At 69.6% G+C, this 13,816-nt stretch carries 11 protein-coding genes; 5 read left to right on the forward strand and 6 right to left on the reverse strand.

Translation table 11 applies throughout. The features are described from left to right. The first annotated feature begins 134 nt into the window (after positions 1 to 134). Positions 135 to 1,283: a DUF4192 domain-containing protein gene (locus ACFU5V_RS20360; RefSeq protein ID WP_378701449.1), complete on the forward strand. Its 1,149-nt coding sequence runs from the start codon at positions 135 to 137 to the stop codon at positions 1,281 to 1,283. A 7-nt stretch (positions 1,284 to 1,290) separates the two neighbouring features. On the opposite strand, the gene galE is transcribed toward ACFU5V_RS20360, so the two are convergent. Together galE and ACFU5V_RS20370 are read right to left on the reverse strand one after the other, a co-directional pair. Further along, complete coding sequence (gene galE / locus ACFU5V_RS20365; protein ID WP_378701452.1) at positions 1,291 to 2,283, reverse strand: UDP-glucose 4-epimerase GalE; 993 nt, start codon at positions 2,281 to 2,283, stop codon at positions 1,291 to 1,293. A gap of 3 nt (positions 2,284 to 2,286) precedes the next feature. After that, complete coding sequence (locus ACFU5V_RS20370; protein ID WP_015890477.1) at positions 2,287 to 2,979, reverse strand: metal-dependent transcriptional regulator; 693 nt, start codon at positions 2,977 to 2,979, stop codon at positions 2,287 to 2,289. A 133-nt stretch (positions 2,980 to 3,112) separates the two neighbouring features. On the opposite strand from ACFU5V_RS20370, the gene ACFU5V_RS20375 reads away from it, so the two are divergent. Together ACFU5V_RS20375 and ACFU5V_RS20380 are read left to right on the forward strand one after the other, a co-directional pair. Beyond that, positions 3,113 to 4,384 (forward strand): acetoin utilization protein AcuC, encoded by a 1,272-nt coding sequence (locus ACFU5V_RS20375; RefSeq protein WP_378433614.1) that lies wholly within the window; start codon positions 3,113 to 3,115, stop codon positions 4,382 to 4,384. After that, positions 4,377 to 7,169: a GNAT family N-acetyltransferase gene (locus tag ACFU5V_RS20380; RefSeq protein WP_378701454.1), complete on the forward strand. Its 2,793-nt coding sequence runs from the start codon at positions 4,377 to 4,379 to the stop codon at positions 7,167 to 7,169. Before ACFU5V_RS20375 ends, ACFU5V_RS20380 begins: the two co-directional genes overlap by 8 nt. Positions 7,170 to 7,271: 102 nt before the next feature. Here ACFU5V_RS20380 and ACFU5V_RS20385 read toward each other — a convergent pair whose 3' ends face one another. From ACFU5V_RS20385 to ACFU5V_RS20395, 3 genes are all read right to left on the reverse strand, one after another. Next, positions 7,272 to 8,243, reverse strand: a complete 972-nt coding sequence (locus ACFU5V_RS20385; RefSeq protein ID WP_378441133.1) for a sigma-70 family RNA polymerase sigma factor — start codon at positions 8,241 to 8,243, stop codon at positions 7,272 to 7,274. A gap of 166 nt (positions 8,244 to 8,409) precedes the next feature. Further along, a complete protein-coding gene (locus ACFU5V_RS20390) occupies positions 8,410 to 9,888 on the reverse strand; it encodes a methyltransferase (RefSeq protein ID WP_378701456.1) in 1,479 nt (492 codons plus the stop codon). Between the two features lie 30 nt (positions 9,889 to 9,918). Next, a complete protein-coding gene (locus ACFU5V_RS20395; protein ID WP_005261100.1) occupies positions 9,919 to 10,278 on the reverse strand; it encodes a DUF3099 domain-containing protein in 360 nt (119 codons plus the stop codon). Between the two features lie 77 nt (positions 10,279 to 10,355). On the opposite strand from ACFU5V_RS20395, the gene ACFU5V_RS20400 reads away from it, so the two are divergent. Next, positions 10,356 to 10,592: a DUF3039 domain-containing protein gene (locus ACFU5V_RS20400; protein ID WP_185729341.1), complete on the forward strand. Its 237-nt coding sequence runs from the start codon at positions 10,356 to 10,358 to the stop codon at positions 10,590 to 10,592. Here the strand turns inward: ACFU5V_RS20400 and ACFU5V_RS20405 are convergent. Continuing rightward, positions 10,565 to 11,737, reverse strand: coding sequence for a YihY/virulence factor BrkB family protein (locus ACFU5V_RS20405; RefSeq protein WP_378701458.1), 1,173 nt, complete (start codon positions 11,735 to 11,737; stop codon positions 10,565 to 10,567). The two genes, ACFU5V_RS20400 and ACFU5V_RS20405, sit on opposite strands and share 28 nt — an antisense overlap. Before the next feature lie 253 nt (positions 11,738 to 11,990). On the opposite strand from ACFU5V_RS20405, the gene ACFU5V_RS20410 reads away from it, so the two are divergent. Further along, complete coding sequence (locus ACFU5V_RS20410; protein WP_054246693.1) at positions 11,991 to 13,751, forward strand: DEAD/DEAH box helicase; 1,761 nt, start codon at positions 11,991 to 11,993, stop codon at positions 13,749 to 13,751. Positions 13,752 to 13,816: the final 65 nt, after the last annotated feature.

Here is a 13,816-nt window from a genome sequence, read left to right on the forward strand (position 1 = left end):
GCCTCTCGGCCGAACGGCGCGTCCGCCCGGCGCGGCGGCCGGGTTGTCCACAACCCGTGGCTCATCCACAGCCCTCTGTGTTTCCCCAGTTCGCTCGCCGACCCCCGCGACGCCGACCGGACAGAGTCTGGGGCATGACGACACCCGCATTCCCCCACGGTTCCGGCTTCTCCGACGATCCCGGCGGGGAACCGCCCCCGCAGCAGCACACGGTCACGCTGTCCGCTCCGGACGACCTGCTCGCGTCGATACCCGCACTGCTCGGATTCCGGCCCGCCCGGTCGATCGTGGCGGTGTGCCTGACCGGGAAGCGCAACCCGTCGGTCGGCGCCGTCATGAGACACGACCTGATCCTCGGAGGTGCCACTGGGCCGACCCCGACGATGTGCGCGGCGCTGGGCCAGTTCGCCACCGTCTGTGAGCGTGACCGTGCCGGCGGGGTGATCCTGGTTCTCGTCGACGACCGTGTCACCAGCCCTACCGCGCTCTGTGTCGACGAAATGTCCGCGATCGTCGAAGAATTCGAGGACCTTCTCGAATTCACGCCCACCGACCTTCTCGACGTCTTCCTCACGGCGGAGATCGCGTCGGGCGGTGCATGGTTCAGCCTCTTCGGCGGCAATTACGGTGTCCAGTCCGATCCGGCATCGTCCCGCGTCGCGCTCGCGCGGGTCCTCGAGGGCAAACCCATCCGCGCCTCGCGCGAGGAGATGGAGGCCACCATCGAGGTCGGGCCGGTGCTCGAGCGCCTGCAGATTGCCGCCCTCATCGAACGTGGCCGCCCCTCCTCGCTACTGCGAAGGCAGCTGGCCGAGCGGTCGACCGTGCCCGATCGCTGCCACCGGCTCGAGCTCGAACTGGTGCTGACACACGTGGCCCGGGTCTCGTCCGGCGAGAGGCTCCTCGCGCCCGAGTACGCGGAACTCGCGCTCGCACTGGACAACGTCACCGTCCGGGACAGCGTGCTCGCACTCGCCGTGGGCCCGTACGCCGAGGATGCCGAGCAACTGTGGATTCTCCTGGCCCGCAACCTCCCCGACCCGGAACGCGCGAACCCGGCGGCGTTGCTCGGCTACAGCGCCTACCTGCGGGGGGACGGGCCGTTCGCCGGCATCGCGTTGGCCGCCGCCCTGGACTCGGAGCCGGGACACAGGCTGGCCACCCTGCTGGACGGTGCACTGCACAGCGGAATGCGGCCCGGCGAGGTGCGGGGACTGGCCGACGTCGGTTACGAACGCGCGAGCGCGGTCGGTGTCGTGCTGCCCCCGCCCCTCGCCGGCTGAGCCTGCGTCAGCGACGCGCCGCGTGCGACCGGTCGCCCAGCTCCTGCAGGTACGTCCAGGCGTCGGCGACGATCTCGTCGAGGTCCGTGTGTTCCGGTCGCCACCCGAGTTCCGCGATCGCACGATCACTCGACGCGACCAGCACGGCGGGGTCGCCGGCCCGGCGCGGTGCGTCCTCGACCGCGATGGGCAGCCCGGTGACCCGCGCGCACGCCGAGATGACTTCGCGCACACTGAAACCCGCGCCGCTACCGAGATTGTAAATGCGGTGCCTGCCCTCGATCGACGACTCCAAGGCCAGCACGTGCGCCTCGGCGAGGTCGAGCACATGGATGTAATCGCGGATCGCCGTTCCGTCCGGAGTCGGCCAGTCGGTGCCGAAGATCGAGATCTTCTCCCGCTGGCCGAGCGCCACCTGGAGCACGAGAGGAATCAAATGCGTTTCGACGACCCGGTTCTCGCCGGCCGACTTGTACGCTCCCGCGACGTTGAAATACCGCAGGCTGGTCGCCGCGAGCGAATGTGCCATCGAGTAGGACGTGATGGCATGGTCGATCGCGAGTTTCGTCGCCCCGTACGGATTGGTGGGACGCGTCGGATCGGCCTCCGTGATCGGCGAGTGCTCGGGTTCGCCGTACGTGGCGGCCGTCGACGAGAACACGAGTTTCCGCGTCCCCGAATGCCGCATGGCCTCGAGGAGTTCGAGCGTGGTGACGACGTTGCCGCGCCAGTACTTCTCCGGGTACTGGACCGACTCGCCGACGAGCGACTGCGCCGCGAAGTGCAGGACCCCGTCGAACCGGGGAGTGCCGCTCGTACCGAGCACGTCTGCCGCCACGTCCGCGACGTCGCCGTCGATGAACTCGGCACCGAGCGGCACCGCGTCGGCGTTACCCGTCGACAGGTCGTCGATGACGACGACGTCGTGTCCTCGTTCGAGCAGGACCGTGCTGCAGACGCTGCCGACATAGCCGGCGCCGCCGGTGACCAGAAGTTTCATCGACTATCCCTGAACCTGCTTCACCTGGACGGCATGCGCCATCTCCTCGGACAGATCGAACCCGCTGTGGCCGGGCACCGTGATCGTGACCGACCCGGGCTTGGTCTCCACGGTGACGCGCGCGTCCGGTACGACGCCCGCCTCCCGCAACTGTCCGATGACGTCCGGATCCGACTGCACGTGCTCGGCGAGACGGCGGACGACGACCGCGGTCGGCTTGCCGGGCGGCACGTCCGTGAGGCGGATGAGCGTCTCCGGGGGGTCGACCGGGCGGTCCAGCCCGAGCAGAGCCAGTCCCGGAATCGGGTTGCCGTACGGCGAGGTGGTGGGATTGTTGAGCACCTCCACCAGGCGCCGCTCCACTTCCTCGCTCATGACGTGCTCCCACCGGCACGCCTCGGCGTGAACCTCTTCCCACCGGAGACCGATGACGTCCACGAGGAGTCGTTCGGCCAGGCGGTGCTTCCGCATCACGGACACCGCGAGTTCGCGGCCCTTCTCCGTCAGTTCCAGGTGGCGGTCACCGGCGACCAGGAGGAGGCCGTCGCGTTCCATCCGGGCAACGGTCTGGCTGACCGTCGGACCGCTCTGCTCGAGTCGTTCGGCAATACGTGCTCGAAGTGGGACGACGCCCTCTTCTTCCAAGTCGTAGATCGTCCGGAGGTACATCTCCGTGGTGTCGACCAGATCCTTCACACTCACACCCCTTCGTCTCGGTTGATTCTACCGGTGATTGCCCGGCACCGGCGCCGTCCGTCCCCGCCGCGCGTCGGTGACGGTCCGGCGGGGTCTGCTGACACCCTCCACGGGGGACCAGTAGCGTGAGTCCATGACCGCGTCGTTCAGTTCCGGGGAGGATTCGGCTGCACTGGTATCGAACCGTGCAGTCGTGTGGAGTCCGGACTATCTCAGTTATCGGTGGAGTGCGGACCACCCGATGAATCCCACGCGGCTCGAGCTGACCATGTCGCTCGCGCGCAGCCTCGGGACGCTGGAGGGGGTCGAACTGCTGCGGCCCGCCGCCGCCTCGGACGCAGATCTGTTGCGGATCCACACTCCCGCGTACGTCGAAGCGGTCAAACAGGCCGGTCACTCCGCGACGTCGGGCGTGCTCGGCGCGGAGGCGCCGCACGGGCTCGGCACCGAGGACAATCCCGTCTTTCCCCAGATGCACGAGGCGAGCGCGATCCTCGCCGGCGGTTCCCTCGCCGCGGCGCAGGAAATCGCGGCGGGCCGCACCCGCCGCGCCGTCAGCATCGGCGGCGGCATGCATCACGCCATGCCCGACTGGGCCTCCGGCTTCTGTGTGTACAACGACGTCGCCATTGCCGTGTCCTGGCTGCTGGACAACGGTTTCGACCGGATCGCCTACATCGACGTCGACGCACACCACGGCGACGGCGTCCAGCACGCATTCGCGGGCGACCCGCGGGTCCTGACGATCTCCCTGCACCAGCACCCGGCAACGCTCTGGCCCAACACGGGGTGGTCGAGCGAAGTCGGCGAGGGATCGGGGGAGGGCACGGCGATCAACCTCCCCGTGCTGCCCGGCACCGTCGATGCGTTGTGGCTGCGCGGTTTCCACGCCGTCGTGCCCGGAGCCCTCGCCGCGTTCCGGCCGCAGATCGTGATCAGCCAGTGCGGTGTCGACAGCCATCGGGAGGACCCGCTGGCCGACCTCGCGCTGACCGTCGACGGCCAGCGGGCCGCGTTCCTCGCGATGCGCGACCTCGCCGACCGGTACGCCGAGGGACGCTGGCTCGCCGTCGGCGGCGGCGGGTACGGCCTCGTCCGCGTCGTCCCGCGGGCGTGGACCCACCTGATCGCCGCGGCGCTCGACCGCGAGATCGACACCGCCCGTGCGGTACCCGAGGCCTGGCAGGAGCGGGCTCACGCCCTCGCGCCCAGCGTCGACCTGCCGGACACGATGGGCGACGGCGGGGAAGTCGACTACCTGCCCTGGGACGGTCCCGGTGGCACACCGGAAACCGGGATTCCGTCGGTCGACCGCGCGTTGACGCGGATCGACTCCGCCGTCATCGCCACCCGGCGTGCCTGCTTCCCCCTACTCGGACTCGACCCGGAGGATCCCCGTGACTGAGCAGGCGGACGGCAACGAAACCACCGGTGCCACGGAGTCGTCGGGCAGTGCAGAGACGGGCAGCACTGAGTCGTCGGGCAGTGCAGAGACGGGCAGCACTGAGTCGTCGGCCAATGCCGGGGCGACGGGGAAACCCGACCCCGCGCACAACTACCCGCGGCACTGGGTCGCCGACGTGCTCGCCGCGGACGGCGGGGCGGTCGCGCTGCGGCCGATCGTGCCCGAGGACGCCGACAAACTCGTGACGTTCCACTCCAAGCTGTCCGAACGCACCCGCTACCTGCGGTATTTCGGTCCCTACCCGACCATGTCGCAACGGGACGTCGTGCACTTCACCACCGTCGACCACCACGACCGGGTGGCGTTCGTGGTGCTGCTCGGGGACGAGATCATCGCCGTCGGCCGGTACGAGCGGCTCACCGGCGAGGGGGACGGCAAATCCGCGGAAGTGGCATTCGTCGTCGCCGACGCACACCAGGGCCGCGGACTCGGGCCGATCCTGCTCGAGCACCTGGCCGCGGCGGCCGCGGAGAGCGGTCTGACGATGTTCGTCGCCGAGGTCCTCGCGGAGAACCGGAACATGGTGACCGTATTCCGCGAGGCCGGATATCAGGTGAGCCGCAGCTTCGAGGGCGGCGTCCTCAGGCTCGAGTTCGCGATCGACCCCACCGAAGCGATGGTGTCCGTGCGCAATTCCCGCGAGCGTGCCGCCGAGGCGCGGAGCATGCGCAACGTGCTCAGCCCGCGGTCGGTCGCGGTGATCGGCGCGTCCACCGACCGGGCGAAGGTCGGCAACGCCGTCCTGACCAACCTGCTGCGGGCGGGATTCACCGGCCCGGTGTATCCGGTCAACGCGGAGCACCGTTCGGTCCACGGGGTGCGGGCGTACCCGACGGTCCGAGACATTCCCGACGAGGTGGACCTCGCGGTCGTCGCCGTCCCCGCCGAATCGATCAACGCCGTCCTCGACGACTGCCTGGACAAGGGAGTCAAGGCCCTCGTCGTCGTGTCCTCGGGATTCAGTGAAACCGGAACGGACGGACGGCAGTCCGAGCGCCGCCTCGTCCACGCCGCCCGCGCGCACGGGATGCGGCTGATCGGTCCCAACGCGCTCGGCGTGGCCAACAACGACCGCGACGTGTCGTTGAACGCCACCCTCGCGCCGGTGCTGCCGAGTCCCGGCAACGTCGGATTCTTCTGCCAGTCCGGCGCACTCGGCATCGCCATCCTCGACGAGGCCGCGCGGAGCCGAATAGGGTTGTCCGCGTTCGTCTCCGCGGGCAACCGCGCCGACGTCTCCGGCAACGACCTGCTGCAGTACTGGGATTCGGACCCGGCCACCGAGGTGGTGCTGCTGTATCTGGAGAGCTTCGGCAATCCCCGCAAGTTCTCGCGCATCGCGCGCAGGGTGGCGAGGAACAAGCCGATCGTCGCGGTCAAGAGCGGGCGGCACGCCGTCCCGCCCGCGCTGGCGGCCAGCGGCGGCGAGATGGACGACTCGATCGTGCGGGCCCTCTTCGAGCAGGCCGGAGTGGTGCAGGTCGGGTCGATCTCCCAGCTGTTCGACTGTGCGCTGCTGTTCGGGTACCAGCCGCTGCCCGCGGGCCCGCGACTGGCCGTGGTCGGGAACTCCACCGCGCTCGGTGTCCTCGCCGCCGACGCGGCCCGCAGCGAGGGTTTGCAGGTCGGCGACCCCGTCGACCTCGGCCCGCAGGCCGGTCCCGAGGAATTCGCGACGGCCGTGCGGACGGCACTGGCGTCCTTCGACGTCGATTCGGTGATCGCCGTGTTCGTTCCCCCGGTCGCCGTCCCCGCCGAACCCTATGCCCAGGCGCTGCGGGAAGCGGTGCGGGACGCCGACAAACCCGTGCTCACGACGTTCCTCGCGGCGGAGGGCGTGCCCGACGTCCTGGCGGTCCGCGGTGAGGACGGGCATCCGACGCGCGGTTCGGTGCCGTCCTATCCCGGTCCGGAACGGGCGGCGCTGGCCCTGGCACGGGCCTGGCGGTACTCGGCCTGGAAGAGCAAGCCGTCTTCGAAAGTGTTGCGCCCCAACGGGATCGATCCGGAGCGGGCGAAAGCGCTGGTCGACGGCTGGCTCGGGGCGTCGTCCGGACGCTGGCTGTCGGACTTCGAGGCGTCGCAACTCCTCGCGTGCTACGGCGTGGACGTCGTGGAATTCCGGTCCGCCACCACCGAGGAGGAGGCCGTGCAGGCCGCGGAGGAATTGGGATACCCGGTCGCGGTGAAGGCGACGGGGGAACAGTGGCGGCACCGGCCCGACCTCGGCGGGGTCCGCCTCGACCTGGTCGCACCGGACTCGGTCCGCCGGGCCTACCGCGACCTCGCCGCCGCATCCGGTGAACCCCTGCTGCACGTGCAGCGGATGGCCACCAAGGGGATCGGCTGCGTCGTCGGCGTGCAGGACGACCCGTCGTTCGGTTCGCTCATCTCGTTCGGGCTCGCCGGCGTGATCTCCGACCTGCTCGGCGACCGCGCCTATCGGGTGCTGCCCCTCACCGAGGACGCCGCAGCGGAGCTGATCGACGCACCGAAGGCCGCGCCGCTGCTGTCCGGATACCGCAGCGCGGTGCCGGTGAACAAGTCGGCCCTCGTCGACCTCGTGCAGCGGATCTCCGCTCTCGCCGACGACCTCCCGGAGGTACGGGAACTGGCCTGCGAACCGGTGCTCGCGTCCGCCGAGGGTGCGCAGGTCACCGATTCGCGCGTGCGGATCGGCCCGGAGCCCAGCGTCGCCGACCTCGGACCCCGCCGGCTGCGCTGACCCGTCTCACGGTCCCGCAGACGGAAGGTCCCCGCAGAGCACAACGCCGGTGCCGGTCGCGTACGACCGGCACCGGCGCTGAATCGGTGGTGGACTTGGGGGTCAGCTCGCGTAGGAACGCAGCCGCTCGGCGCGGTCGCCCTGACGCAGCTTGCCCATCACCTCGCGCTCGATCTGCCGGACGCGCTCGCGGGAGAGCCCGAAGAGCTTGCCGATCTGGTCGAGGGTGCGGGGCTGGCCGTCGTCGAGGCCGTACCGCAGGCGGATGACCTGCTGCTCACGTTCGTCGAGGGTGGCGAGCACGGTGCGCACGTCGCTGTGCAGGAGACCGGCGATCACGGCGTTCTCCGCGGACGTGGCCTCGGAATCCTCGATGAAGTCGCCCAGCGGGGCCTCCTCGTCGTTGCCGACCGGCATGTCGAGGCTCACCGGGTCGCGGCTGTGGTCGAGCAGATCCGCGATCTTGTGCGCCGGGATCCCCGACTCCTCGGCCAGTTCGTCGTCGGTCGCCTCACGCCCGAGTTGCTGATGCAGCTCCCGCTTGATGCGGGCCAGCTTGTTGACCTGCTCCACGAGGTGCACTGGCAGCCGGATCGTGCGGCTCTGGTCGGCCATGCCACGGGTGATCGCCTGACGGATCCACCAGGTGGCGTACGTCGAGAACTTGAACCCCTTCGCGTAGTCGAACTTCTCCATCGCGCGGATCAGGCCGAGGTTGCCCTCCTGGATGAGGTCCAGCAGGGGCATGCCGCGTCCGGTGTACCGCTTCGCGAGCGACACGACGAGCCGCAGGTTGGCCTCGAGGAGGTGCGCGCGGGCGGACTGTCCTTCCCGGACGATCGTCGCGAGGTCGCGCTTCTTGGCGGGGGAGAGGCGCTTCCCGGTCTCCAGGATGTGCGCGGCGTACAGCCCAGCCTCGATTCGCTTGGACAGTTCCACCTCGTCTGCGGCCGTCAGCAGAGCTGTGCGGCCGATTCCGTTCAGGTAGACGCGGACCAGGTCGGCAGCGGGGCTCTGGGCGTCCAGATCGGCGGCGCTGGGGCGAATGCGAGTAGTGGTGCTGGGGCTTGTCATGACTTGCCTCCTCATCGGTGGTGTCTCATATGGATCAACGCACCGACGGCCCGGGAAAGTTCCCGGCCGGTAATTTACGAAGAGGCTGTGACCTGCGGGTTTCTCGATTCGGTCCTGAGAAGTTGCTGAGAACACGTATAAGGGGGACGGATCGGGAACCCGGCGGCTACGCGGGGAGCACCAGTCCGTGCCGGACGAGGGCGTGCACGAGCGGCACCGCCGACTGCGCGAGTTCTTCGGCGTCGACCCCGTGCGCGGCGGCGAGGAGTTCGATCAGTTCGCCCAGCACCAGGCCGTCGCCGCGCATGCCCGCGACGAGCGAGGCGACGAGATCGTCGACCTCGTGCTGCCACGCCGGGCCGTTCCCCCGGTGCAACCGGGCGACCACCTGCGTCCATCCCTCGTCGCCGGGCAGGAACACCCGCTCCAGGGCGGTGCTCTCCTCGACCCGGAACCGGGAGGTGAGCACGTCGTGGTCGCGCAGCCACGCCACCCGCTCGAAGTACGCGAGAGCCTCCGCGCCGAGCGGATCGGTGAAGCCGTGCGTGAGGTCCTCCGCCATGAGGTCGGTGGGTGCGCCGGTCCGGCGCAGGTAGACGAACCCGAAACCGACTCCCTCCACGTCCGCGCTCGCGAGGTGGTCCAGCCAGTCCTCGGCGACCGTCGCGGTGGCCGGATCCCGGGTGTCGAGGCCGCCGTCCCGCATCCAGGTGCCGACGTACAGGGCCGGGTCCGCGACGTCCCGTTGCACCACCCACGCGTCGATCCCGTGGGCGGGCAGCCAGGACGCCACCCGGGCACGCCAGTCCTCGCCCTCGACGTGGATCCAAGAAGCCAGCAGCGCCGCGGTGCCGCCGGGCGCGAGGTAGCCGGCCACCCGGGAGATCATCAGTTCGCTCGCGCCGTCGAGGTCGAGGCCGGAGTCGCGGTAGGTGTGGCCCACTGCGGCGCGGCTCACGACGAACGGCGGATTGGCCACCACCTGATCGAACGTGCGGCCCTCGACCGGCTCGAACCACGACCCGGCGAGCAGTTCCACCTCCTGCTCGTTGAGCGCTGCCGTGACGGCCGCCAGGTCCACCGCCCGGACGTTCAGGTCCGTCGCCGTGATCGAGTCGGCGTAGGAGGCGCCGTGCAGGGCCTGGATGCCGCACCCCGTCCCGATGTCGAGCAACGTCCCGACCGGTGCGGTCGGGGTGGCCTGCAGCAGCGACAGCGACGCGTGCCCGACGCCGATGACGTGATCGACGGGGGTCTCGCGGGGGCGGAGGGAACCGTCGAGGTCGGAGAGCACCCAGCGGTTGCCGCCGCCGATGTGCAGCGGCCGCAGGTCGAGGGCGGCCCGGACGACGTCGCCGTCGGATTCGAGCAGTCCTGCGGCGACGGCGTCGTCGACCGCGAGCGGGGACAGCGCCGCTGCCACCTCGCCGGCGGGGCAGTCGTCGGTGAGCAGGAACAGCCGGATCAGGGTGCCGAGTTCGCCGCAGGACGCGCTGGCCCGGCGCACCGGGACCGGCTCGTTGCGGCTCAACGCCGCATGGACCTCGGGGCCCAGCACATCGAGCAAGGTGTCCGTGTCGTACCGATTGCGGAGGAGGGCCGCACGCAGAGACGGGCAGATCGACAGCAGTTCGTCACGGTTCACCCGTGCATTGTTGCAGGACGCCCGACGGCGTCAGCCCTCGATCGTGTGGTGCGGCGGCGCGGGCAGGGCGGTCGACGGCGACTCGCGGTGGTCGTACCGGCTGGGCTCGTCCTTGGTGCGCGGCGGCCGGTCGTTCGCGATGAGGACCGCGATCCAGGGCAGCGGGATCGACACGCCGATGATTGCCATCGAGATCCACGGGTTCTCCCAGATGCCGTACGCCACCGCCGCGAAGATCAGCGCCGGGAACCGGAACGACATGATGAGCAGGTACTTGCGGACACGGGCACGGTGTTGATCCTCGATGGATCGCGCTGCCTCGGTGATGAGAACCGGATTACTCGGTGAGCCGGCGTCGTGGGACCCACCGAACCCTGCACTTCGTGCCATGTCTCCACTGTTCCACTGTCGGCCGGCAAATGCACACGGGGGGTGGGATCGCCGGCCGGTTGCGGCATTATTGAGGGGTGAGCACTCAAACCAAGGAACGGCCCGACGTCACCACCGACGAGTCGACCGATGACGACACTCCCAAGGTCTTCCATTACGTGAAGAAGAACAAGATCGCGGAGAGCGCCGTCATGGGCACTCACGTCGTCGCGTTGTGCGGCGAGGTGTTTCCGGTGACGAAATCCGCGAAGCCGGGATCGCCGGTCTGCCCCGACTGCAAGAAGATCTACGAAGGATTGCGCAAGGGCGACTGAGGCTTCGCCGGCGCTCGTCGCACACCCGGTGGCTCGGGAGATTCGCGTACCGGGCCGTCGGGCTTTTCGTCGTTCCCCGACCCCGGTGCGGTCGGCTCCGGCCGGGCACGGTCGCCGACGACCTTGATCGGGCCGGTGGCGATGCGACGCGTGAGGCTGGTCACCGGACCCGTCGACGGTGAACTCTCGGCCTGCGCGGCGATCCAGTCCCGCATCTGGTCGATCCGGGTCGCCCGGGCAGGCCAGAACTCCTGCACGGTGGCGTTGAACTCGGCGCCGAGCACCACCGCGAAACCCAGGAAGAACGTGAACAGCAGGAACGCGATCGGCGTGGCCAGCGCCCCGTACGTGTATCCGGTTCCCGCGACCCACGAGAGGTAGCGGCGCAGACAGGTGCTCGCTCCGAGGAAGAACACTCCCGCGACGAGCGCGCCGCCGAGCAGCCGATGCCAGGGCAGCGACCGGGGGAGCGCCACCTTGTACAGCGTCGTCAGGCCGACGATGAGCAGCAGTCCCACACCGGGGTAGTAGAACGTGTCGACGATCTCCGTCCCGATGGTGCGCCACGCCTCCGGAAGCACCCTCCCGACGAGCGTCGGCCCCAGCGCGACCAGCGGCAGGGTGAACACGGCGAGAATCAGGAACATCACGTAGAGCAGCAACGCGAACACGCGTTGCCACACCGGGTGCCGCGCCTCCTGCTGGCCGTGGGCCTCGACGATCGAGTCCACGAACGTGGAGATGGCCGACGAACCCGCCCAGAGCGACAGCAGAAAGCTCAGGGACACGATCTCGGGACGTCCCCGTTCGAGGACGTCCCCGACCGTCGGGCGGATGATCTGTTCGACCACGCTGTCGCTGAACACGGTCCCGCTGAAGTTGACGATCTTCGACTGGATGATGTCGACGGTGTCGGGTCCGAACCACCCGCCGACGTAGCCGAGCATGCCGAGCAGTCCGAGTAGGAGCGGGGGCAGCGACAGCGTCTGCCAGAACGCCGCCGTGGCCGCCTTCCCGAAGATCGAATCGTCCCACGCCTTGCTTGCTGTGCGACCGATCACGCTCAGTGCGCGACGTAGCGGATGCCACCCGGACCGGGGCGGATCACCGCCACTCTGCGGTGTTGTCGAGGGTGTTTCGGTCATGATGTTTCCAGCATCCCTGACGACACGCCCGGTTGCCCACCGCTGCTGTCCTCGTGTCGCGACAAATCTGTCACTATCGGAACTCGCGAATGCGGTTCGCGTCGGATCCGGGCGCTAGGCTCCTTGACGGACAGCGCCTTCGGGTGTGGACCGGACGTGTCGATCGATACCGAGGAGTGCGAGCAAACAGTGCCATGCCAGCGGAGGGCAGCCCGTGAGTGCTGAGACAGTGGGCTCCCAGTCGGCGCCGACAGTGGAAACCGAGGCCGCGCAGATCGTGGGCACCGAGGCCTACCTCGCACAGACCGAACCAGCCAGGCCCGCGGGGTCACTGCGTGCCTGGCAGCGTCGTGCGCTGACCAAGTACCTGTCCACCGGACCCCAGGATTTCCTCGCGGTCGCGACGCCGGGCGCCGGTAAGACCACGTTCGCGCTGCGGGTCGCGTCCGAGTTGCTGCGCGACCGCACCGTCGACCAGGTGACGGTGGTCGCACCGACCGAGCACCTCAAGCACCAGTGGGCCGAGTCCGCGGCGCGCAACGGCATCGCGCTGGACTCGTACTTCTCGAACTCGACCGGGCAGACGTCCAGCGACTACCAGGGTGTGGTGGTGACGTACGCGCAGGTCGCCTCCCACCCGTTCAAGCACCGGGTCCGCACCGAGAGCCGGCGCACGCTGGTCATCCTCGACGAGATCCACCACGGTGGCGACGCGAAGAGCTGGGGTGACGCCATCCGGGAGGCGTTCGGTGACGCCACCCGCCGCCTCGCCCTGACGGGTACGCCGTTCCGCAGCGACGACAGCGCGATCCCGTTCGTGACGTACGAACCCGACCGCGAGGGTCTGATGCGCTCGAAGGCGGATCACTCGTACGGGTACTCCGACGCGCTCGCGGACGGCGTCGTCCGGCCCGTCGTGTTCCTCGCGTACTCCGGCGAGGCACGCTGGCGGAACAACGCCGGCGAGGAGTTCTCCGCGCGGCTCGGCGAGCCGCTCAGTGCGGAACAGACGGCCCGGGCGTGGCGCACGGCCCTGGACCCGTCGGGCGACTGGATTCCCGCGGTCCTGCACGCCGCCGACACCCGTCTCGGCCAGTTGCGCACCGGCGGCATGCCCGACGCGGGCGGCCTCGTGATCGCCACCGACCAGACCGTCGCCCGCGCCTACGCGCAGACCCTGAAGGCGGTCACCGGCGAAGACCCGGTCGTGGTCCTCTCCGACGACCCGACGGCCTCCAAGCGGATCGCCGAGTTCGGCGCGAGCACCCAGAAGTGGATGGTCGCCGTCCGCATGGTGTCGGAAGGCGTCGACGTCCCCCGCCTGGCTGTCGGCGTGTACGCCACCAGTGCGTCCACCCCGCTCTACTTTGCGCAGGCGATCGGTCGTTTCGTGCGGTCCCGCCGCAAGGGTGAGACGGCGAGCGTGTTCCTGCCGTCGGTGCCGGTGCTGCTCGACCTCGCCAGCCAGCTGGAGGCGCAGCGCGACCATGTGCTGGGCAAGCCGCACCGGGAGAAGGACGGCTTCGACGACGACCTGCTCGCGGACGCGAACAAGCAGAAGGACGAACTCGGCGAGGAGGAGAAGGCGTTCACCTCGCTCGGTGCCGACGCCGAGCTCGACCAGGTGATCTACGACGGCTCGTCCTTCGGGACGGCCACGTTCTCGGGCTCCGACGAGGAGGCCGACTACCTGGGTCTGCCCGGTCTCCTCGACGCCGACCAGATGCGCGCCCTGCTGCGTCAGCGTCAGTCGGAGCAGCTGGACAAGCAGGAGCCCGCTCCGGCGCCCGTGCACACGCCGGTTCCGCAGGTCGCGGACCGGGTGGCGGCCGCCGGTCAGCTCGCGCAACTGCGCCGCGAACTGAACAGTCTCGTCGCGATGCACCACCACCGGACGGGCAAGCCGCACGGCACCATCCACGGCGAACTCCGCCGGGTCTGCGGGGGACCGCCGACGGCCATCGCCACCGTCGAGCAGCTCACCGAGCGGATTTCCACCCTGCGGCAGTGGTGACCGCCGTCACCGCATGATGCGAGACGCAAGAGACCGGCGAGTGCGGTGCACTCGCCGGTCTCTTG

It is taken from the genome of Rhodococcus sp. NPDC057529 (assembly GCF_042802055.1).
GTDB lineage: Bacteria > Actinomycetota > Actinomycetes > Mycobacteriales > Mycobacteriaceae > Rhodococcus_F.

Excerpts from the sequence above, each read along its gene's own strand:
- ACFU5V_RS20360 (WP_378701449.1), top strand. The coding sequence starts at position 135 with ATGACGACACCCGCATTCCCCCACGGTTCCGGCTTCTCCGACGATCCC.
- galE (WP_378701452.1), bottom strand. The coding sequence starts at position 2,283 with ATGAAACTTCTGGTCACCGGCGGCGCCGGCTATGTCGGCAGCGTCTGC.
- ACFU5V_RS20375 (WP_378433614.1), top strand. The coding sequence starts at position 3,113 with ATGACCGCGTCGTTCAGTTCCGGGGAGGATTCGGCTGCACTGGTATCG.
- ACFU5V_RS20385 (WP_378441133.1), bottom strand. The coding sequence starts at position 8,243 with ATGACAAGCCCCAGCACCACTACTCGCATTCGCCCCAGCGCCGCCGAT.
- ACFU5V_RS20395 (WP_005261100.1), bottom strand. The coding sequence starts at position 10,278 with ATGGCACGAAGTGCAGGGTTCGGTGGGTCCCACGACGCCGGCTCACCG.
- ACFU5V_RS20405 (WP_378701458.1), bottom strand. The coding sequence starts at position 11,737 with ATGACCGAAACACCCTCGACAACACCGCAGAGTGGCGGTGATCCGCCC.